General features: G+C 40.7%; 28 protein-coding genes. 27 read left to right on the top strand and 1 reads right to left on the bottom strand.

Annotation, left to right across the window (positions count from 1 at the left end):
- The first annotated feature begins 15 nt into the window (after positions 1-15).
- A complete protein-coding gene (locus tag DWW91_RS21395; protein WP_122328877.1) occupies positions 16-2,121 on the top strand; it encodes a hypothetical protein in 2,106 nt (701 codons plus the stop codon).
- Between the two features lie 86 nt (positions 2,122-2,207).
- Here the strand turns inward: DWW91_RS21395 and DWW91_RS21400 are convergent, their stop codons facing one another.
- Positions 2,208-2,819: an HU family DNA-binding protein gene (locus DWW91_RS21400; protein ID WP_009859561.1), complete on the bottom strand. Its 612-nt coding sequence runs from the start codon at positions 2,817-2,819 to the stop codon at positions 2,208-2,210.
- Between the two features lie 296 nt (positions 2,820-3,115).
- On the opposite strand from DWW91_RS21400, the gene DWW91_RS21405 reads away from it, so the two are divergent.
- The 26 genes from DWW91_RS21405 to rplO all read left to right on the top strand — a co-directional run bounded on the left by DWW91_RS21405 (position 3,116) and on the right by rplO (position 21,411).
- On the top strand, positions 3,116-4,474 hold the full coding sequence (locus DWW91_RS21405) for a VapE domain-containing protein (protein ID WP_122328878.1): 1,359 nt from the start codon (positions 3,116-3,118) through the stop codon (positions 4,472-4,474).
- 551 nt (positions 4,475-5,025) lie between these two features.
- Complete coding sequence (locus DWW91_RS21410; protein ID WP_147426562.1) at positions 5,026-8,514, top strand: DUF6383 domain-containing protein; 3,489 nt, start codon at positions 5,026-5,028, stop codon at positions 8,512-8,514.
- 437 nt (positions 8,515-8,951) lie between these two features.
- Positions 8,952-9,353, top strand: coding sequence for a 30S ribosomal protein S12 (gene rpsL, locus DWW91_RS21415; protein ID WP_009859549.1), 402 nt, complete (start codon positions 8,952-8,954; stop codon positions 9,351-9,353).
- A gap of 154 nt (positions 9,354-9,507) precedes the next feature.
- On the top strand, positions 9,508-9,984 hold the full coding sequence (gene rpsG / locus DWW91_RS21420) for a 30S ribosomal protein S7 (protein WP_009859548.1): 477 nt from the start codon (positions 9,508-9,510) through the stop codon (positions 9,982-9,984).
- 29 nt (positions 9,985-10,013) lie between these two features.
- On the top strand, positions 10,014-12,143 hold the full coding sequence (gene fusA / locus DWW91_RS21425; protein ID WP_009859547.1) for an elongation factor G: 2,130 nt from the start codon (positions 10,014-10,016) through the stop codon (positions 12,141-12,143).
- Positions 12,144-12,164: 21 nt separating this feature from the next.
- The gene (gene rpsJ, locus DWW91_RS21430; protein WP_005634728.1) at positions 12,165-12,470 is read left to right on the top strand and encodes a 30S ribosomal protein S10; all 306 of its coding nucleotides are present in this window, start codon (positions 12,165-12,167) and stop codon (positions 12,468-12,470) included.
- Positions 12,471-12,491: 21 nt separating this feature from the next.
- Entirely contained in the window at positions 12,492-13,109 is a 618-nt protein-coding gene (rplC, locus tag DWW91_RS21435; RefSeq protein WP_009859546.1) for a 50S ribosomal protein L3, read from the top strand.
- A complete protein-coding gene (gene rplD, locus DWW91_RS21440) occupies positions 13,109-13,738 on the top strand; it encodes a 50S ribosomal protein L4 (RefSeq protein WP_009859545.1) in 630 nt (209 codons plus the stop codon). The genes rplC and rplD overlap by 1 nt, the downstream gene beginning before the upstream one ends.
- Positions 13,739-13,749: 11 nt before the next feature.
- The gene (gene rplW / locus DWW91_RS21445) at positions 13,750-14,043 is read left to right on the top strand and encodes a 50S ribosomal protein L23 (RefSeq protein ID WP_009859544.1); all 294 of its coding nucleotides are present in this window, start codon (positions 13,750-13,752) and stop codon (positions 14,041-14,043) included.
- Between the two features lie 8 nt (positions 14,044-14,051).
- The gene (rplB, locus tag DWW91_RS21450; protein ID WP_009859543.1) at positions 14,052-14,876 is read left to right on the top strand and encodes a 50S ribosomal protein L2; all 825 of its coding nucleotides are present in this window, start codon (positions 14,052-14,054) and stop codon (positions 14,874-14,876) included.
- A gap of 20 nt (positions 14,877-14,896) precedes the next feature.
- Positions 14,897-15,166: a 30S ribosomal protein S19 gene (gene rpsS, locus DWW91_RS21455; RefSeq protein WP_005634738.1), complete on the top strand. Its 270-nt coding sequence runs from the start codon at positions 14,897-14,899 to the stop codon at positions 15,164-15,166.
- Positions 15,167-15,219: 53 nt separating this feature from the next.
- Entirely contained in the window at positions 15,220-15,630 is a 411-nt protein-coding gene (gene rplV, locus DWW91_RS21460; RefSeq protein WP_009859542.1) for a 50S ribosomal protein L22, read from the top strand.
- A 6-nt stretch (positions 15,631-15,636) separates the two neighbouring features.
- A complete protein-coding gene (rpsC, locus tag DWW91_RS21465; RefSeq protein WP_009859541.1) occupies positions 15,637-16,374 on the top strand; it encodes a 30S ribosomal protein S3 in 738 nt (245 codons plus the stop codon).
- Positions 16,375-16,393: 19 nt separating this feature from the next.
- Complete coding sequence (rplP, locus tag DWW91_RS21470; protein ID WP_005634742.1) at positions 16,394-16,828, top strand: 50S ribosomal protein L16; 435 nt, start codon at positions 16,394-16,396, stop codon at positions 16,826-16,828.
- 5 nt (positions 16,829-16,833) lie between these two features.
- Positions 16,834-17,031 carry a 50S ribosomal protein L29 gene (rpmC, locus tag DWW91_RS21475; RefSeq protein ID WP_009859540.1) on the top strand — a complete coding sequence of 66 codons (198 nt, stop codon included), beginning with the start codon at positions 16,834-16,836 and terminating at the stop codon, positions 17,029-17,031.
- Between the two features lie 9 nt (positions 17,032-17,040).
- Complete coding sequence (gene rpsQ, locus DWW91_RS21480) at positions 17,041-17,298, top strand: 30S ribosomal protein S17 (RefSeq protein ID WP_009859539.1); 258 nt, start codon at positions 17,041-17,043, stop codon at positions 17,296-17,298.
- A gap of 1 nt (position 17,299) precedes the next feature.
- Positions 17,300-17,665 carry a 50S ribosomal protein L14 gene (rplN, locus tag DWW91_RS21485; protein ID WP_010800553.1) on the top strand — a complete coding sequence of 122 codons (366 nt, stop codon included), beginning with the start codon at positions 17,300-17,302 and terminating at the stop codon, positions 17,663-17,665.
- Between the two features lie 18 nt (positions 17,666-17,683).
- On the top strand, positions 17,684-18,004 hold the full coding sequence (rplX, locus tag DWW91_RS21490) for a 50S ribosomal protein L24 (protein ID WP_009859538.1): 321 nt from the start codon (positions 17,684-17,686) through the stop codon (positions 18,002-18,004).
- Positions 18,004-18,561, top strand: a complete 558-nt coding sequence (gene rplE, locus DWW91_RS21495; RefSeq protein WP_010800552.1) for a 50S ribosomal protein L5 — start codon at positions 18,004-18,006, stop codon at positions 18,559-18,561. The genes rplX and rplE overlap by 1 nt, the downstream gene beginning before the upstream one ends.
- 3 nt (positions 18,562-18,564) lie before the next feature.
- Positions 18,565-18,834, top strand: a complete 270-nt coding sequence (rpsN, locus tag DWW91_RS21500; RefSeq protein WP_009859536.1) for a 30S ribosomal protein S14 — start codon at positions 18,565-18,567, stop codon at positions 18,832-18,834.
- 54 nt (positions 18,835-18,888) lie between these two features.
- Entirely contained in the window at positions 18,889-19,284 is a 396-nt protein-coding gene (gene rpsH, locus DWW91_RS21505) for a 30S ribosomal protein S8 (RefSeq protein WP_009859535.1), read from the top strand.
- A gap of 16 nt (positions 19,285-19,300) precedes the next feature.
- On the top strand, positions 19,301-19,852 hold the full coding sequence (gene rplF, locus DWW91_RS21510) for a 50S ribosomal protein L6 (RefSeq protein ID WP_009859534.1): 552 nt from the start codon (positions 19,301-19,303) through the stop codon (positions 19,850-19,852).
- Positions 19,853-19,873: 21 nt separating this feature from the next.
- On the top strand, positions 19,874-20,218 hold the full coding sequence (gene rplR / locus DWW91_RS21515) for a 50S ribosomal protein L18 (RefSeq protein ID WP_009859533.1): 345 nt from the start codon (positions 19,874-19,876) through the stop codon (positions 20,216-20,218).
- A gap of 5 nt (positions 20,219-20,223) precedes the next feature.
- Complete coding sequence (gene rpsE, locus DWW91_RS21520) at positions 20,224-20,742, top strand: 30S ribosomal protein S5 (protein ID WP_009859532.1); 519 nt, start codon at positions 20,224-20,226, stop codon at positions 20,740-20,742.
- A 16-nt stretch (positions 20,743-20,758) separates the two neighbouring features.
- Positions 20,759-20,935, top strand: a complete 177-nt coding sequence (gene rpmD, locus DWW91_RS21525; RefSeq protein WP_009859531.1) for a 50S ribosomal protein L30 — start codon at positions 20,759-20,761, stop codon at positions 20,933-20,935.
- Between the two features lie 29 nt (positions 20,936-20,964).
- On the top strand, positions 20,965-21,411 hold the full coding sequence (gene rplO / locus DWW91_RS21530; protein ID WP_009859530.1) for a 50S ribosomal protein L15: 447 nt from the start codon (positions 20,965-20,967) through the stop codon (positions 21,409-21,411).

Below are 21,411 nucleotides of genomic sequence, written 5' to 3' on the forward strand. Positions count from 1 at the left end.
ATAAATTGATTCTCAATGAAAAAACTGATTAGTGTTCTTATTTGTGTTTTGTTTGCAAGTGTAGGCATAAGCGGTCAGGCGAAGATCGACCGCAAAGCTGTTGTTGACAGGCATCGTATCGTGACAACGAAGACCAATCCCCGGAGTCCGGCTCAGGTAGGTAACGGAGAATTCGCCTTTTCGGTGGATATTACCGGGTTACAGACTTTTGTTCCTTTCAATACGATGTCACAGTGGAGTTGGCATAGTTTTCCTTTGCCGGAGGGTTGTAAGGTGGAGGATTTTAAAAGACTTACGATGGATACGCATGGAAGGGATGTTCCTTATGAGCTTCCAAATCCCGAACAACCGGAACTTTCGGCGTGGCTGGCAGGAAATCCGCACCGTTTTAACCTGGGACGTATCGGATTTAAGTTGACGAAGCCGGATGGTATTCCGGTGACTGAAACCGATTTGTCGGATACCCGACAGGAGGTTGATTTGTGGACAGGCATTATTTACAGTCAGTTTAAACTGGATGGTATCCCCGTATCGGTGAAAACAGCTTGTCACCCTACATCAGATGCAGTTGCAGTTTCCGTGGAAAGTCCTTTGATTCGTAAAGGGCAATTATCGGTATTTCTGGATTTTCCTTATCCTAAAGATGATCAGTTTCAGGACTGTCTGGGAACCTATGACCAACCAGGTGCCCATCAGTCCGTTCTTAAAAAGCAAGAGAAAGACCGGGTACTGATCGCCAGAAACATGGACGATATACATTACTATACAGCATTGAGATGGACATCTCCGGCACGCCTTGAACAGGCAGCCGGGGATAGTCCCCATCATTTTGAACTCTGTCCTGAAAATACCGATCGGCTTGAATTCTCCTGCCTTTATTCCCGTGAGGAAACCAATGGAGGGTTGGTTGCGGACCAGATATTCAGGGAAAGTTCCGCTGGTTGGAAATCTTTCTGGGAATCGGGAGCGGCAATCGACCTGTCTGCCAGTAAAGATCTTCGCTGGAAAGAATTGGAGAGAAGGATCGTATTGTCCCAGTTCGTAATGAAGATAAATGAGGCAGGTTCGCTTCCTCCTCAGGAAAGCGGACTGGTCAATAATGGCTGGTACGGACGTTTTCATTTTGAAATGATCTGGTGGCATGGTGTTCATTATGCGTTATGGAACCGTTGGAACTTGCTGGATAAATCGCTTTCCGTTTACCGTGATTATTTGCCGACTTCCATAGAGAGGGCTAAAAGACAGGGGTACCAGGGTGCCCGTTGGCCGAAATGTACGGCTGATTTTGATCGTGAATGGCCTAACCTGATACATGCGACACTGATCTGGCAACAACCCCATCCGATTTATTTTGCAGAGTTGGATTATAGATTGCATCCTACCCGGGAAACCCTGGAGAAATGGAAACAGGTTATTTTCGGTACGGCTGATTTTATGACCGATTATGCTTTCTATGTGAAAGATAGGGATCAGTATGTCTTAGGTCCTCCTGTATTTATCGTTTCTGAAAATACAAAGCCGGAAGAAACGATGAATCCGGCCTTTGAACTGAGTTATTGGAAATTCGGTTTACGGGTAGCCAACGAATGGCGTAAACGTCTTTCACTTCCGGTAGAGGAAAACTGGAAGCTTGTTGAAGAAAAATTGTCTCCGCTGCCGGTTGAAGACGGTGTATATGTGACTCATGAAGGTATTCGGGATATGTGGACCAAGTATGCTTTTGAACATCCGGCATTGATCGGAACCTATGGCATGTTACCGGGAGACGGAGTTGATATCTCTGTTATGGATAAAACATTATCCAAAGTTCATAATACCTGGAAGTTGAATGATACATGGGGATGGGATTTTCCTATGCTTGCCATGTGTGCGGCCCGTTTATCTCATCCGGATAAGGCTGTCGACTATTTGTTAAATTATCCGGCCTTCGACTTCGACGAACATGGTCTTGTTGGAGGAGGAAGGGCTCCTTTCCCTTATTTTCCCGGTAACGGTGGATTACTCACGGCTGTTGCCATGATGGCAGGGGGATGGGACGGTTGTCCGGCTATTAACGCTCCGGGTTTTCCCAAAGATGGTTCGTGGACTGTAAAATATGAAGGTTTTAATAAATCACTGTAAGTAGATACGGTGTTTATCCTTTCAGCTTTCAGCCACCTTTCAGCCTTGTAAAACAACATGTAGGGATGAAGGGTGGCTGATTTGTCTTATTTTTTGTAGTTCCCGGGCACAGGTACATAAATCGGGAATCTATCTAATCCTTCTTTCTTTAATTTCCCGGCTTTTACCATTTCTGTCAGACGACGATTGGCTGTCCCTTTCGTAAATCTGCAAACTTGCTGGAACTCCAGGCGGGTGATATATTCATGGGTTGAGAAATAGATGGTTAATAAGTTGTCAATTTCTGTTTCCGAGCGACTTTTCGAATGATTTTTATGTGCTGCTCTGACAAACCGGGTGGTACTCAATTCCTTTTTTAACGCTATTTCCGGACGAAACGCCACCGACTTGAACTGGATGGATTCGGCCCGTATCTCTTTCGGGTCTTTTATAGGAGGACATTGCAGTGTCATTTCCAAATAACCCAATCCTTTGATATGTATTCTTTTTCCTTGTTTCAGATTACGGATGATCGCTTTGCTTAGCATGGTTATAGTTGCTTCTACATCACCGGTTGTCAGGCTGCTGGCATCGTGTATCTCTTCTGAGAGCATTTCGGTGGTGATAACTCCTCGCGGCACAATCCGGGCATGCAGGCGTGGTTTGCGGTTACTCCCTTTCGGTATAGGGTTTTTATAGAAGTCGTATTCTGCTGACATATTCTTGCTTGTTTAATGAATAACTCCTGTTTAAATGCTTGTCTATTCATCGCTTGACAATTGTAGGGCGTAAGACTCACAAGTGTAAGGCTATTGTTTAACAGCAGTGGTTCTTACGCCCTACAACTGTGGAGTGATTATTGAATGACTACAAAGGTAATAGATGTATATGACTTAAGCAATACCTTTTGCCTACTTTTCCGGTAGATGCGATTGTTGGAAAATAGTAGTCTGTTAATTTGTAAAAACTTGATATACGGTATTATATTCGCTGAAAATAACTAAAAAAAACGAATATGAATGCGATTAAAAATCTTATTGAAAAGCTGTGTGACCTGGTGATGCACGGACGGTTTTCGGATGAAACGGAAGTGATAACAAATGCAGTATCGGAGGTGATGCCGGTAGTGGCAACAGAAGAGCTACCGGAAAAACACCCGACAATGATGCAGGAAGTGTCGGGTGTGAATAATGCAGGTAATGTTGTGCCCCTTGCAGCAACGGATACCCCTTTGCAAAAAGCGACCCGGGCGATGATGGCAATGGAGCAGTTTCTGGGTGAACAGTACGATCTCCGTTTCAACAAGCTGACGTCGGAGACGGAATTCAGGAAGCGGAATCTTTCCGGAGCCTGCTTCCAGCCTGTGGGGCAGCGCGAGTTGAACAGTTTTTGTATAGAAGCGCGAAAGCAAGGGATAGATTGTTGGGACAGGGATGTGTCGCGTTATGTGTTTTCCGATAGCATTCCTGAATATCATCCGTTCCGCCTATATATGGATGAGTTACCGGACTGGGATGGGACTGACCGGATCAATAGCCTGGCACGCAGGGTTTCTTCTGTACCGTTGTGGGTAAAATGTTTTCATCGCTGGTTGTTGGGGATGGCGGCGCAATGGTTGGAGACAGACCGGCTGCATGCAAACAGTGTATCGCCGGTATTAGTCAGTCGTACACAGGGAAAACAGAAGTCTACGTTTTGTAAATTATTGCTTCCCCGTGAGTTGCAGAGGTATTATACGGACAGCTACGATCTGTCCGCCCAATCGGCGGCAGAATGTAAGCTAACGGAATTCGGCTTGATCAATATGGATGAATTTGATAAATTTACTCCTCGCAAGATGGCATTGTTGAAGAACCTGATGCAGGTTGTCAATCCATGTGTTCGCAAAGCACACCAGAAAAATTATCGTCCGTTACCCCGTGTCGCTTCTTTCATCGCAACGTCTAATCAGAAGGAGTTGCTGACTGATCCCACTGGAAGTCGTCGGTTCCTGTGTGTTGAAATAGAAAATAAAATAGATTGTTCTCCGCTTGATTATCGTCAGCTTTATGCTCAGCTGAAAGCCGAATTACTGGCCGGCGAACGGTATTGGTTCACTTCTGAAGAGGAAGCGGAGATCATGGCGGCCAACGAATCGTATTACAAACATCCTGTCGAAGAAGATGTGTTCAGGAGTTGTTTTCGTCCGGCCGAATATGGAGAGAAGGCATTGATGCTTTCTGCTGCGGAGATTTTCCAGCGGTTGAAAAAGCATAATCCGGCAGCTATGCGCTCGGTATCGGCAGGTAATTTCGGAAAGTTCCTTTCTTCCCTGGGGATTGAACGGAAACATACCGAATCCGGTAATTATTATAGGGTGGTAGCACTGGTGTAAAATGGTCTTTTAAGGTGTAAAAAGGGCCAATTAACATTTGACTCTGAAAAATGGGGAAAATGAGGTTGGATAAGAGAAAGATTCTTGATAAATCATCTTTCATTGTTTTGGCTTGATAGTCAGTGTGATATATCGGCTGAAACCTGAAAGGTGATTTGTTGTATTATATATGTACACGTACATTAATATATTATTAAATGCTGAATTAACATTTGGCTATATTATAAATATATACAATGTAAATATTTGATATATAGTAATATAGCGCACTCTAATGCCTCGAAATGAATGACTAATTTAAACGTTCCTTTTTTCTAGTCAACAAAATTAATTATAACTTTTGAAAGCGCAATCCTTTTTTGCTATTTTTTTTATTTCCTATATCCTTTCTTATCAACCGAATAGCAAAGTTTGTACGAAATGCCTTTTATTTCTTACGAACCATAAAAAGATGACTAGAAAAAAGGAACGTTTTAGCTAGTCATTAACATTTGAAGACGTTCTCGAGTTAGACTTTTAAGAACATTAGTATTAATATTAAATTTAGGATTATGAACAAAAAGTTTTCTACGTTAGTAGTTGGCGCAATGTTGTGTTCAGCAGTTGGTGCTTCTGCTCAGATTCAAAATTCAGTTTCAGCCAATGTGCCGGACAATTTTGGTTATGATTGGAAGACCCTTTCACATTTTGTGATGGCAGATACTTTGCACAAAGCTCCAACTTACCCTTTTGATGTTACCGAGATTAAAGATTATACGGCCGGTAACATTTTGTATCAATTATCAAATACTGCAGGTGACAGTGTATTGGTGCAATTGCGCGATAAAGAAACAGGTGCTCTTTACCTGAAAATGGATTCTATCAGCAAAGCTCCTCTGAACTACTCTTTATGGAGAGTAAAAGTAGACGCAGCCGATGGCGTTAGCGGTGCTAAATTTACTTTTACAAATGCTGAAACAGGTGTTGACCTGATTTTTGATGATCAGACAACTAACAGTAATGTATTAGCTTCTGCAACAGCTAATCTGAGTGTGGCAAATGCAGACTCAACTATTTTGAATGGTTGCCAGAACAAATGGCAGTGGTATAACAGTGCAACTAATAATGGTGCTGCTATTTCTACTCCGACAGCAGTGTTTGCTTATTTTGGTGCAAGCAATGACTCTGTTATGGTAATGCAGCTGAATGACAAAGATCAGGTAGTAGCTGTTAAATATCCGAGAACAGTAGTTGGTGCAACTGGTGTAAGTGCTATTACTGATGCCTTGAAATTACGTCCGAGACTGGCTTCTCCGCTTGTATTGGATCCTTTGGCTTTAAACACGTTGGTTGATTTTAATGCAGAGGGTACATTTAAATTGAAATCTTCTGCAGATCCTACAATTGCCTCTGAATTTATCAGTGGTGAATTTAAGGCTGTTTCAGCAGATGCATTCTTGAAAGCTCCTGTTAATTTTTCTGCTGGAGTATCAGCTGTTTCTGATCAGTTTGCTCAGGATACATTAGGTTTGAACAGTGCTGACAGTTTGAATCTGTATGTAGCGCTTCAGAGCAAAGTTGATGCAACTAAGTATATGATGGTTGACTCTGTTCCTGCAGCAGGATACAACGATTATGTACCGTTCAAGTTTAGTGCTTATGATAAAGCTGCATCTTCTTTGAGTGATACAATTCTTGCTACACGTTTCTTGTATAAGTTTACTTATTATGCATCAACTGATAGCTTGGTTATCGAACCGTTGAATGCTCTGCCTATGGCTTCTGTAAGTGGTAATTATGAATGGAGAAATAAAGGCATTGCCTACAACTCTTATTATAATAACAGAAGAGCATTCTTGGCAGCAGATAATCAGCCTACTACGGCTTTACGTGATGCCGCTCAGGATAGTGTTGTTGTAACTTTAGTAGAGTTAGGTAATACGACAGCTTTAACTGCTTATAACAATGATGGTACATCTGTAACAACTCCGAAATTTAACTTTGATGGCAGAGACTTGTCTTCTAAATGGTTACAGCGTGTAACTTTGACCGAAGGTTTGAACTATATCATGACTGGAGGCAAGTATATTGTTGCTAATTTGGTTGGCTGGACTCAATATGATGTTCCTACTGAAGCTCAGAAGTTTGTTTACATGCCTGCTACAATGTGGGATGTTCAACAAATTGGTTGTGATGCAGATGCTACTTCTCCTGTACAGATTGCAAACCGTGAATTTGCAAATGAAGTATTCAAAGGTCAGCTTTATAAAGATGCTACAGGTAAGGTCTTTATCATTGACAATAATTATAATACTGCTATTGATAATATATCAATGAAATCGCTGTATAATAAAGATGGTTATGATATTACTACTGTTGTTGATAAAGATGGTGCTGCCGCTGCAGCAATTATTGCAAGTGATTATCATGGTTACAAATATTTAAGCAATAATGAATTGACCTATAACGAATTTAAGTTGAAATATAATGTTACAGACAATTTGACTGGCGGTAAAGATGCTTTGGTTACTGTAGATAAAGATATGAATTTCGTTGCTACAACCGATGGCTCTTCTACTTATTTCCAGGTAGAACAAATTGAAGGTACTCCGACGAATTTCGGTACTAATTATTCTACAACATCTCAGTTGAAAAAATATGCTTACAAATTGAAAGTCAGAGATGCTAATCTGATTGATAATGATAAGTGTTATGTCTATCTAGCCGAAATTACACAGAGTGATGGTACTAAGAGATCTTATTATAAGGCTTATACACCGGAACAGGCTGCTGCAAATAATGCAACACTCGCTAAATTCTATTTGAAGAATGATCAGGTAGATACGGAACGGGAATATTATACATTGGTTGACACTGTAGGTAGTAGTCTTTCTTCAGGTGTATTAGTAAATGCTCACCGTGTTGCATTGGGTGATGGTGTTCAGCACATGACTTCTGTCAACTTGAGAAATTATGTAACTGATGATATTGATGCTTTTGCATTGATTGACGCTTCTCGTGATTTGTATCAAAATGTTGATGACTTGAGCGGTAAAACAGTTAAGGTCTATCGTGAAAGACAGGGTAATTCAACCGAATGTTTGTATGAAAATTCAACTAGTGGTTTCAACTTCTTAGGAATAGGTACTGGAACAGACTTTAAACCAGGAGAAAATTACACAACAGCTTTGTATTTGCATGCAATAGGTGGTGAACATATGCCACAATATATGTTGGGCGTTGCTACAGGTACTGTAGAGGATGGAAAGTGGTGTGATAAACACGGATATAATCCTACTTGTTCAGGTGAACATTTTGAACCGGTAGACTATAAGGGATATTTGTATGGACGTTTCTTGGTTAATCTGAATGATTCAACTGACAATGCTTATATGTATAATAATGTATATACTCGTTTGGCCTTTATGGAAGGTGTTATCAAAGATGGCGTATTCTATCAGGTAAATGCCGGAAAGGGTTATACATTAGCTTCTTTAAGCAAGGAATATGGCGTAATAGCTCCAGCTGATTTCAGTGATAATACAAAACTTGTACCGACAACTCTGACTAAAGATGTTCATGCAAATTGCTTGTTCTCTTTGCGTAAGATTACAGATGATGGTGAAGACTTCTTACTTGAAACTAATTTGGCAGGTGTATCTGGTATCGGTTCATTCAAGGGTGCTTGGGTGAAGATTGAAAATGGTGTTCCTGTATTGGCGAAATCTACACAAGAAGTTGGCGGTAGCCATGATGGTGATGAAGCTAAGGTAGAGGAACTTGTTAAGCAGGCTCAGGTATTTAGTCTGAAAGATGCTGAAGGTGAAATAGCAACAGATAACGAATCTATTTCTTCAACATCTGAAATTAGCATAATTGCAGCTAAAGGTTCTGTTAGGGTATTGAATGCAGCTGGTAAGTCTGTTAAGATTACCAACTTGTTGGGACAGGCAATCGCTGAAACAATCGCTACATCTAATGATGTTGAGGTAAATGCTCCTGCTGGTATTGTTGTAGTAGCTATTGAAGGTGAAACAGCAGTAAAAGCAATCGTAAAATAAGAATTAGAGAAGGATTCTTCCTTCTTTAAACAATCAAATAATTAGAACTACGTAGTTTGGTTATATGAGTTATAATACACAGCTGGACTAAGTAGCCTGTGAGAGGTGAACAAGTAGTTTTTAATACTAAAGTAATAAAATAAAGTTCTTCTGTCAGTACCTTTGTGAAGAGAGAAAACAGACACAAGACAAGCCCCGTTGGTTTTAAGCCGGCGGGGCTTCGTGTTAAATAATAATAAATAGTTTGAATTCACATGTTGTAGAACAGAAACAAACGGGAACTATTATGTAACTTTGCACCGTTTTTAGCGCAGATTATGCAGAAAAACAGATGTAACTCGTTGGTTATACGGAAATAATGCGTATCTTTGCAGCCTGAAATAGAAAAAAGAGATAAATAAAATTATAACACATTCAAAGTTTAAAAAAGAAAAGAAATGCCTACAATTCAGCAATTAGTTAGAAAAGGAAGGGAAACTTTGGTGGTAAAAGGTAAATCACCTGCATTGGATGCTTGTCCTCAGAGACGTGGCGTTTGTGTACGTGTTTATACTACAACCCCGAAAAAGCCTAACTCTGCAATGCGTAAAGTAGCGAGAGTTCGTTTGACAAATGGTAAAGAAGTAAACTCTTACATTCCGGGAGAAGGACACAACTTGCAGGAACACTCAATCGTATTAGTACGTGGTGGTCGTGTAAAGGACCTTCCTGGTGTACGTTATCACATTGTACGTGGTACCTTGGATACAGCTGGCGTTAATGGTCGTACTCAGCGTCGTTCTAAATACGGTGCAAAACGTCCAAAAGCGGGTGCTGCTCCAGCAAAAGGAAAGAAGTAAAAATCACCCTTTCAAACTGAGAATTTAAATTTAAGTATTAAAGCTGGTTTGAGTTATTTGGATAGGCTACAAGGTTGAGTAAATGGTTCAGCGGAACCGTTGAAGACAAAATTAAAAGGCAACCAAAGACAAAAACGAAATTTTTGAAAACAAAATGAGAAAAGCAAAACCAAAGAAAAGACAGATCCTCCCGGATCCTGTTTTCGGTGATGTAAAGGTTACGAGATTCGTAAACCATTTAATGTATGACGGCAAGAAAAATACTGCCTTCGAAATTTTCTATTCCGCTCTGGAAAACGTTAAGGCTAAATTGCCTAACGAAGAAAAGTCTGCTCTCGAAATTTGGAAAGCTGCACTCGACAATATTACCCCCCAAGTCGAAGTGAAGTCACGCCGTGTTGGTGGTGCTACTTTCCAGGTACCTACTGAAATTCGCCCCGATCGTAAAGAATCAATTTCTATGAAGAACCTGATCATCTTCTCACGCAAGAGAGGTGGTAAGACTATGTCTGATAAGTTGTCTGCAGAGATTGTAGATGCTTACAACAACCAGGGTGGCGCATTCAAAAGAAAAGAAGATATGCACCGTATGGCTGAAGCTAACCGTGCATTTGCACACTTCAGATTTTAATTTAGCAAATTTAGGAGAATAAAAGAAAGATGGCAACAAAAGCTGACGAACAATTAAAATATACCAGAAACATCGGTATCATGGCGCACATTGATGCAGGAAAGACTACGACTTCAGAGCGTATCCTTTTCTACACAGGTCTGACTCACAAAATTGGTGAGGTTCATGACGGTGCTGCAACAATGGACTGGATGGAGCAGGAACAGGAACGTGGTATCACTATCACTTCTGCTGCGACTACTACTTTCTGGAATTACGCTAATGACAAATATAAAATCAACTTGATTGACACTCCGGGGCACGTGGACTTTACTGTTGAAGTAGAGCGTTCACTGCGTATTCTGGATGGTGCAGTTGCTGCATTCTGTGCGGTTGGAGGTGTAGAACCTCAGTCTGAAACAGTATGGCGTCAGGCTGATAAATATAATGTACCCAGAATTGGTTATGTAAATAAAATGGACCGTTCCGGCGCAAACTTCTTTGAAGTAGTTCGTCAGGTGAAGGATGTATTGGGTGCTAATCCTTGTCCTATTCAGATACCTATCGGTGCAGAAGAAACTTTCAAAGGTGTAATCGACCTGGTAACAATGAAGGCTATCCTTTGGCATGACGAAACTATGGGTGCTGAATATTCTGTTGAAGAAATTCCGGCAGACCTGAAGGATGAAGCTGAAGAATGGAGAGATAAGATGTTGGAAGTTCTGGCTGAATGCGACGATGCTTTGATGGAAAAATACTTTGATGATCCTGCAACTATTACAGAAGATGAAATCAGAGTTGCTATCCGTAAAGGTACTATCGCTATGCAGATCAATCCGATGATCTGTGGTTCTTCTTTCAAGAACAAAGGTGTTCAGACTTTATTGAATGCTGTTTGTGCTTACCTGCCTAGCCCTGCTGATGCAGAAGCTATCGAAGGTACAGACCCACGTGATCCTGATACTGTAGTCGTGCGTAAACCGTTGTTCGAAGAGCCGTTGACTGCATTGGCATTTAAGATTGCAACCGACCCGTATGTAGGCCGCTTGTGTTTCTTCCGTGTATATTCAGGTTCTTTATTGGCTGGTTCTTATGTATACAACACTCGTTCAGGCAAGAAAGAACGTATTTCTCGTCTGTTCCAGATGCATTCAAACAAGCAGAACCCGATGGAAGCTATCGGTTGTGGTGATATCGGTGCTGGTGTTGGTTTCAAAGATATCCGTACTGGTGATACTCTTTGTGACGAAGCACATCCGATTACACTGGAATCTATGGAATTCCCGGATCCGGTTATCGGTATCGCAGTAGAGCCTAAGACTCAGAAAGACCTGGATAAACTGGGTATGGGATTGGCTAAGTTGGCTGAAGAAGATCCTACTTTCCGTGTTCAGACTAACGAAGAAACAGGTCAGACTGTAATTAGCGGTATGGGTGAGCTTCACTTAGATATCATCGTTGATCGTCTGCGTCGTGAATTCAAGGTTGAATGTAATCAGGGTAAACCTCAGGTTACTTATAAAGAAGCTATCACTAAATCTGTTGAACTTCGCGAAGTTTATAAGAAACAGTCTGGTGGTCGTGGTAAGTTTGCTGATATCATCGTTCGTATCGAACCGGCTGACGAAAGTTTCGAAGGAACACTTCAGTTTATTGATGAAGTAAAGGGTGGTAACATTCCTAAGGAATTTATTCCTTCAGTACAGAAAGGTTTCGAAAAAGCAATGAAGAACGGTATTCTTGCCGGTTATCCGTTGGATAAGCTGAAAGTTACATTGATCGATGGTTCATTCCACCCGGTTGACTCTGACCAGTTGTCATTCGAAATCTGTGCTATCCAGGCATTCAAGAGCGCATCAGAAAAGGCAGGTCCTGCTTTGATGGAGCCGATCATGCAGATGGAAGTTGTTACTCCGGAAGAAAGCATGGGTGATGTTATCGGTGACTTGAACAAACGTCGTGGACAGGTAGAAGGTATGGAAACAAGCCGTACTGGTGCACGTGTTGTAAAAGCTAAAGTGCCTTTGGCTGAAACATTCGGTTATGTTACTGCACTGCGTACTATCACTTCAGGTCGTGCAACATCTTCAATGCAGTTCTCTCACTATGCTCAGGTATCCTCTTCTATTGCTAAGCAGGTACTGACAGAAGTACAGGGTCGTGCTGATTTGATCAAATAATTTAGAAACATATATAACAATATGAGCCAAAAGATCAGAATTAAATTAAAGTCTTACGATTATTCTCTGGTAGACAAGTCTGCCGAGAAGATCGTGAAGACGGTAAAGGCTACAGGTGCTGTTGTTAGCGGACCGATTCCTCTGCCTACACACAAACGTATCTTTACTGTGAACCGCTCTACTTTCGTTAATAAGAAATCTCGTGAGCAGTTCGAACTGTCATCTTACAAAAGATTGATAGACATTTACAGCTCAACTGCAAAAACAGTTGACGCCTTGATGAAGCTGGAATTACCCAGCGGTGTTGAAGTAGAAATTAAAGTGTGAGTTATTTAAAAATTAAGTGAAATGCCAGGATTATTAGGAAAAAAAATCGGAATGACATCCGTTTTCAGTGCCGAGGGAAAAAATCTTCCATGCACTGTTATCGAAGTGGGTCCTTGTGTTGTTACACAGATTAAGACTTTGGAAAAAGATGGCTATGAAGCTGTACAGTTGGGTTTCGAAGACAAAAAAGAGAAACATACAACTCAGCCGGAAATGGGCCACTTCAAGAAAGCCGGTGTAACTCCCAAGAGATACTTGGCCGAGTTCAAGAATTTTGAAACTGCATACAATCTGGGTGATGTGATCACTGTGGATTATCTGGAAAATGCAGGTTTCGTTGATGTAGTTGGTACATCAAAAGGTAAAGGTTTCCAGGGTGTAGTAAAACGTCATGGTTTCGGTGGTGTAGGTCAGACTACTCACGGTCAGCATAACCGTTTGCGTGCTCCCGGTGGTATCGGTGCTTGTTCATACCCTGCAAAGGTATTCAAGGGCATGCGTATGGCCGGACAGATGGGTAATGAACGTGTAACAGTTCAGAACCTGGAAGTGATCAAGGTAATGCCGGAACATAATCTTTTATTGGTTAAAGGATCTGTTCCAGGAGCAAAAGGTTCAATCGTATTAATTGAAAAGTAATGGAACTGAGCGTATTTAATATTAAAGGTGAAGATACCGGAAGAAAGGTAACTTTAAACGATGCTATCTTCGGCATTGAACCCAATGATCATGCCATTTACCTGGATGTAAAGCAGTATTTGGCAAACCAGCGTCAGGGTACTCACAAATCGAAAGAAAGAAGTGAGATCTCTGGTAGTACACGCAAACTGATCCGTCAGAAAGGTGGTGGTGGAGCCCGTCGTGGTGATATCAACTCTCCTGTATTGGTTGGTGGTGCTCGCGTTTTCGGTCCGAAACCGAGAGATTATGAGTTCAAATTGAACAAGAAGGTAAAGGGTCTGGCTCGTAAGTCTGCTTTGGCTTATAAAGCTAAAAATAATGCAATTGTAGTTGTAGAAGATTTCGCTCTGGAAGCTCCGAAGACTAAAGAATTTGTAACAATTGCTAAAAACCTGAAAGTGGCTGATAAAAAGTTACTTATGGTTTTACCGGAGAAAAATAATTTTGTATATTTGTCGGCTCGTAATTTAGAAAAGACAAATGTTATAACAGCCTCTGAATTAAACACATACAAAGTGCTTGATGCAGCTAATTTGGTTTTGACTGAAAGTTCTGTTGCTGTTATAGAAAAACTTTTTAATGCATAAGGAGTAAGGAAATGGGAATTATTATTAAACCTATAGTAACAGAGAAGCAAACAGCGATTACTGAAAAAATGGCTAATCGCTATGGTTTTCGTGTTTCTCCTGATGCCAACAAGTTGGAGATCAAAAAAGCTGTACAGGATATGTATAATGTAACTGTAGTTGATGTTAACACCATCAACTACTCCGGCAAGCAGAAAAGCCGTTATACAAAATCAGGTATTATCAATGGTAAACAGGCAGCTTTTAAGAAGGCAATCGTAACGTTGAAAGAAGGAGAAACAATTGATTTCTTTAGTAATATCTAAAAAAAGAAATGGGAATACGTAAATTAAAGCCCACAACACCGGGGCAGAGACACAAAGTTATTGGTGCATTTGATAAAATCACTGCAAGTACACCAGAGAAGTCTCTTGTGGTAGGTAAGAGCAGTACTGGTGGTCGTAACAACACAGGTAAGATGACAATGCGTTATCTTGGTGGCGGTCACAAACAAAAGTACAGAATTATCGACTTCAAGAGAAATAAAGATGGCATTCCTGCAACAGTAAAGTCTATCGAGTACGATCCAAACCGTACTTCTCGCATCGCTTTATTGTATTATGCTGACGGAGCAAAGAGCTATATTATCGCTCCGAACGGCTTGGAAGTTGGCCAGACAGTGGTTTCAGGTAGCGATGCCGCTCCTGAGGTAGGTAATACTTTGCCTATGGCAAATATTCCCGTTGGTACTATTATTCATAATATTGAGCTTCGTCCCGGACAGGGTGCCAAAATGGTACGTTCTGCTGGTGCTTTTGCTCAGTTGACTTCTAAAGAAGGTGCTTATGCAATTATTAAGATGCCTTCTGGCGAAACCAGAAAGATTCTTGCTGCATGTAAGGCTACAATTGGTAGTGTAGGTAATTCAGACCATGGTCTTGAAAAATCAGGTAAAGCCGGTCGCTCTAGATGGTTAGGTCGTCGTCCTCACAACCGTGGTGTTGTTATGAACCCGGTTGATCACCCAATGGGTGGTGGTGAAGGTCGTGCTTCCGGAGGTCATCCAAGATCTCGTACAGGCTTGTATGCTAAGGGCTTGAAGACAAGAGCTCCGAAGAAGCATTCTTCAAAGTATATTATTGAAAGAAGAAAGAAATAATCTGATTAATTAAGTAAACTATGAGTCGTTCACTAAAAAAAGGCCCGTATATTAACGTAAAGCTGGAAAAGAAAGTCTTGGCTATGAATGAGTCAGGAAAGAAAGCCGTAGTTAAGACATGGGCAAGAGCTTCAATGATTTCGCCTGACTTTGTAGGCCATACTATTGCAGTTCATAATGGAAATAAATTTATTCCTGTTTTTGTAACCGAAAATATGGTAGGTCACAAGTTGGGAGAATTTTCACCAACTCGTACGTTCCGTGGTCACGCCGGTAACAAGAAAAAATAATTATCGGTAGTAACAGGAATTCAGGAATCTGAAAATAAAAAGAATCAATAAAAATGGGTGCTAGAAAAAGAATATCAGCTGAAGCAAGAAAAGAAGCCCAAAAGACCATGTACTTCGCAAAGTTGCGTAACGTACCTACTTCTCCGCGTAAGATGCGTCTCGTTGTAGACATGATCCGTGGTATGGAAGTATTCCGTGCACTTGGTGTTTTGAAGTTTTCTAACAAGGAAGCTGCAGCAAGAGTAGAAAAATTGCTTCGTTCAGCAATTGCCAATTGGGAGCAGAAAAATGAACGTAAAGCAGAAACTGGTGAGTTGTTTGTTTCTTCAATCAGCGTTGATTGCGCTACTACATTGAAGAGAATGCGTCCGGCTCCCCAGGGTAGAGGATACAGAATTCGTAAACGTTCGAACCATGTAACCTTGTTTGTTGATACACTTAGTAAAAACGATAGTCAAAATTAATTGTAGATGGGACAAAAAGTTAATCCGGTTAGTAATCGTTTAGGAATCATCCGTGGTTGGGATTCCAATTGGTATGGCGGCAAAAATTACGGAGATACTTTGCTGGAAGATAGCAAAATCCGTAAATACTTGAATGCTCGTCTTGCTAAAGCTAGTGTATCTCGTATCGTTATTGAACGTACGCTTAAGTTGATCACAATAACAGTTTGCACATCACGTCCGGGCATCATCATCGGTAAAGGTGGTCAGGAAGTTGATAAATTGAAAGAAGAGTTGAAAAAAATTACCGACAAAGAAGTTCAGATCAACATCTTTGAGGTAAAAAGACCCGAATTAGACGCAGTCATTGTTGCAAACAATATTGCTCGTCAACTTGAAGGAAAAATTGCTTACCGTCGTGCTATTAAGATGGCTATCGCCTCTACCATGAGAATGGGTGCAGAAGGTATTAAAGTGCAAGTATCTGGTCGTTTGAACGGTGCTGAAATGGCTCGTTCTGAAATGTACAAAGAAGGAAGAACTCCGTTACACACTCTGAGAGCAGATATCGATTACGCTTTGGCTGAAGCGTTGACGAAAGTTGGCTTGCTGGGTATCAAGGTATGGATCTGCCGTGGTGAAGTTTATGGTAAGAGAGATCTTGCTCCTTCATTCACAGCTTCTAAAGATTCAGGCCGCAGAAATGACAATGCCGGTGGCAACAGAGGAGATAAGAACTTCAAGAGAAAAAAAGCTAATCGTTAAACGTTAGAATTAAGAAGAGATGTTACAACCAAAGAAAACCAAGTTCAGAAGACAGCAGAAAGGTCGCATGAAGGGTGAAGCTCAACGTGGCAACCAGCTGGCATTCGGTTCGTTCGGTATAAAAGCGTTAGAGAATAAATGGATTACCGGTCGCCAGATTGAAGCTGCCCGTATCGCGGTAACTCGTTATATGCAACGTCAGGGTCAGGTTTGGGTTCGGATTTTCCCGGATAAACCTATTACAAAGAAACCGGCCGAAGTACGTATGGGTAAAGGTAAAGGTAACCCGGAAGGCTTTGTTGCGCCTGTTACTCCAGGTCGTCTGATTTTCGAAATTGAAGGTGTTCCCTTTGATATTGCGAAAGAAGCTTTGCGCTTAGCAGCACAGAAGCTTCCGGTAACAACGAAATTTGTTGTGAGACGTGATTATGATATGGCTAATCAAAATGCGTAATTGTTATGAAGATTGCAGAAATTAGAGAATTAAGCACAAAAGAATTGCTTGAAAGAGTAGATGCTGAGGTTGCTGCCTACGATCAGAAGGTTATTAACCACACTATCTCTCCGACAGACAACCCTGCACAGATTAAACAACAACGCAGGATGATTGCGCGCATGAGAACAGAATTGCGCCAGAGAGAACTTAACAACAAATAATTGAGCCTGATGGAAACTAGAAATTTAAGAAAAGAAAGAACGGGCGTGGTTACTAGCAACAAGATGGATAAAAGCATCACTGTTGCTATTAAATGGAAGGAAAAACACCCCATTTATGGTAAGTTCGTTAACAAAACGAAGAAATATCATGCTCACGACGAAAAGAATGAGTGCAATATCGGTGATACCGTAAAAATTATGGAAACTCGTCCTTTGAGCAAAACAAAGAGATGGAGATTAGTTCAAATAATCGAAAGAGCTAAGTAACATGATACAACAAGAATCAAGACTAGTAGTAGCAGATAACAGTGGCGCAAAAGAATGTTTATGTATCCGTGTTTTAGGCGGAACCAGAAAACGTTATGCTTCTGTTGGGGATGTAATTGTAGTAGCAATTAAGAGTGTAATCCCGTCAAGTGATGTGAAGAAGGGTGCTGTTTCTAAGGCTATCATTGTTCGCACTAAAAAGGAAATCCGTCGCCCGGATGGTTCATACATCCGTTTCGATGATAACGCTTGCGTATTGTTGAATGCCGGTGGTGATATTCGTGGAAGCCGTATCTTCGGTCCGGTTGCCAGAGAACTTCGTGCAACAAATATGAAAATTGTTTCACTTGCACCTGAAGTACTTTAATTCGTAAAATTTAAGGTAATGAGTAAATTACATATCAAAAAAGGCGATATAGTTTTTGTTAATGCCGGCGAAGACAAAGGTAAAACAGGTCGTGTTTTACAGGTGCTCGTAGACGAGAACCGTGCTATTGTTGAAGGCGTTAATATGGTATCAAAGCATACCAAGCCTAATGCAAAGAATCCGCAAGGAGGAATTGAAAAGAAGGAAGCTCCTATTCATATTTCAAACCTGAACGTGGTTGACCCGAAATCAGGTAAACCGACACGTATCGGACGTAAAGAAAATGCTGAAGGTGCTTTAGTTCGTTATTCTAAAAAATCAGGGGAGGAAATTAAGTAATGAGCAATACTGCCAGTCTTAAAAAAGAATATCAGGACAGAATTGTTCCTGCTTTGACAAAAGAGTTCGGATATAAATCAGTAATGCAGGTACCCGTATTGAAGAAGATTGTAATCAATCAAGGTTTGGGTATGGCTGCTGCCGACAAGAAGATCATCGATATCGCAATCAGCGAATTGTCTACAATTACTGGTCAAAAGGCCGTTGCGACAGTATCTAAAAAGGATATCTCAAACTTTAAGTTGCGTAAAAAAATGCCTATCGGCGTGATGGTAACATTGCGTCGTGAGCAGATGTACGAATTTTTGGAAAGATTAGTTCGTATCGCTCTTCCGCGTATTCGTGACTTTAAAGGTATTGAAAGTAAGTTAGATGGTAGAGGTAATTATACCATGGGTATTCAGGAACAAATTATTTTTCCTGAAATAAATATCGATAATATTACTAAAATATTAGGAATGAATATTACCTTTGTGACCTCTGCGAAAACAGATGAAGAAGGGTATGCTCTGTTGAGAGAATTTGGGTTGCCTTTTAAAAATGCAAAAAAAGACTAAGTTATGGCTAAGGAATCAATGAAAGCCCGCGAGGTTAAAAGAGCAAAACTAGTAGCTAAATACGCCGCTAAAAGAGCTGAACTGAAAGCTGCTGGTGACTACGAAGCTTTGCAGGCTTTACCTAAAAATGCTTCTCCTGTACGTTTGCACAACCGTTGCAAAATTACAGGTCGTCCGAAAGGGTATGTACGCCAGTTCGGCATTTCACGTATTCAATTCCGTGAAATGGCATCCAATGGTTTAATCCCGGGTGTAAAGAAAGCAAGTTGGTAAGTTTTTTTATTTAAATATTGTCCGGGTGGCCGGATCAATTTAATTCATTTATATATGACAGATCCTATTGCAGATTATTTGACAAGATTGCGTAATGCAATTAAAGCGAAGCACAGAGTTGTTGAAGTGCCGGCGTCAAATTTAAAGAAAGAGATCACTAAGATCCTTTTCGAAAAGGGCTACATTCTTAATTTTAAGTTTGTAGAAGAAGGTCCTCAGGGAACAATTAAGATTGCCTTGAAGTATGACCTGGTAAACAAAGTGAATGCAATCAAGAAACTTGAGAGAGTTTCTACTCCAGGTTTGCGTAAGTACACTGGTTACAAAGAAATGCCGAGAGTATTGAATGGTTTAGGTATTGCCGTTCTTTCGACTTCTAAGGGTGTGATGACAGACAAAGAAGCCCGCGATCTGAAGATCGGTGGTGAAGTATTATGTTATGTTTATTAATTAGGAGGAAAGAAGAATGTCAAGAATAGGAAAATTACCAATTCATGTGCCGGCCGGTGTAACGGTTACGATTAAGGATAGCGTGGTGACTGTAAAAGGTCCTAAGGGCGAAATGACTCAGGCTGTTAATCCTGATATTAATGTAACTCTGGAAGATGGAGTTATTCATTTAGCAAGACCGACAGATGATAAGAACCATCGTGCATTACATGGTTTGTATCGTTCTCTGATCAACAATATGGTGATCGGTGTATCTGAAGGATACAAAAAAGAACTGGAACTGGTCGGTGTTGGTTACCGTGTTACTAACACAGGACAGCTGTTGGATCTTTCTTTAGGTTATACTCACAACATCTATTTGCAGTTACCTAAAGAGGTAAAGGTTGAAACGAAGACTGAGAGAAATAAGAATCCTCTTATTATCCTTGAATCAGCTGATAAACAATTACTGGGTCAGATTTGTGCTAAGATTCGTTCATTCAGAATGCCGGAACCGTATAAAGGTAAGGGTATTAAGTTTGTGGGTGAGGAAATTCGCAGAAAGTCTGGTAAATCAGCAGGTAAGTAATCTACGTAAACTGAAATTATCATGACAACGAAGGAAGAAAGAAGATTAAAAATAAAACGAGGAATACGTGGAAAAGTTGCAGGAACACCTGAACGTCCACGCCTTACTGTGTTTAGAAGCAACAAGCAGATCTATGCACAGGTTATAGATGATACTACAGGTAAAACTTTGGCTGCTGCTTCATCTTTGAAATTAGATGTTAAGGCTCCCAAAAAAGAAATCGCTGCCAAGGTTGGTGAATTGATCGCTAAAGGCGCTCAGGAAGCTGGTATTCAGGCTGTTGTTTTCGATCGTAATGGTTATCTGTATCACGGTAGAATTAAAGAATTAGCAGATGCTGCACGTAACGGCGGCCTTAAATTTTAATGAAGATGGCAGGAGTTAATAATAGAGTTAAATCGACCAACGACTTAGAGTTGAAGGACAGATTAGTTGCAATCAACCGCGTAACTAAAGTAACGAAAGGTGGACGTACTTTTAGTTTTGCTGCTATTGTCGTAGTAGGAAACGAAGACGGTATCATCGGTTGGGGCTTAGGTAAAGCTGGTGAAGTAACGACAGCTATCGCTAAAGGTGTAGAAGCTGCTAAAAAGAATTTAATCAAGGTTCCTGTTCATAAAGGTACTATTCCTCACGAACAGCTTGCTAAATTCGGTGGTGCACAGGTGCTGATCAGACCGGCATCTCATGGTACTGGTGTAAAAGCCGGTGGTGCTATGCGTGCTGTATTGGAGAGTGTTGGTATTACTGACGTTTTGGCTAAATCAAAAGGATCATCAAACCCTCACAACTTGGTAAAAGCTACTATTGCTGCGCTGGGTGAATTGAGAAGTCCGTTTATTGTAGCTCAGAACAGAGGTGTATCTGTAGAAAAAGTGTTTAGAGGTTAATTAGGGAGGAAAAATTATGGCGACTATTAAAATTAAACAAGTTAAGAGTAGAATTAAGTGCCCGAAAGACCAAAAAAGAACACTTGATGCACTGGGCCTGACAAAGTTGAACCGTGTAGTAGAGCATGAAGCTACTCCGGCTATCTTAGGCATGGTTGAGAAAGTGAAACATTTGGTTTCAGTAGAAAAGTAATAATTGGTTGAAAAAATAAATTATAAGATATGAACTTATCAAATTTAAAACCTGCTGAAGGATCTACTAAGACCAGAAAAAGAATCGGCCGTGGTCCGGGTTCAGGATTAGGAGGAACTTCAACAAGAGGTCATAAAGGAGCAAAGTCAAGATCTGGTTATTCAAAAAAGATCGGATTTGAAGGCGGTCAGATGCCTATTCAGAGACGTTTGCCTAAATTTGGTTTCAAGAATATTAATCGTGTTGAATATAAAGCTATCAATATCGCTACATTACAGTTAATGGCTGAATCTCAGAACTTAACTAAAATAGGTGTTAACGAATTGATCGAAGCTGGTTTTATTTCATCATCTCAAATGGTTAAGATTCTTGGTAATGGTAGCCTGACTGTTAAATTAGATGTTGAAGCTCATGCTTTCTCTAAAAGTGCAGAAGCAGCTATCCAGGCCGTAGGTGGAACTGTTGTTAAACTCTAA

It is taken from the genome of Parabacteroides sp. AF17-3, from assembly GCF_003635445.1.
Taxonomy (GTDB): Bacteria; Bacteroidota; Bacteroidia; order Bacteroidales; family Tannerellaceae; genus Parabacteroides; species Parabacteroides goldsteinii.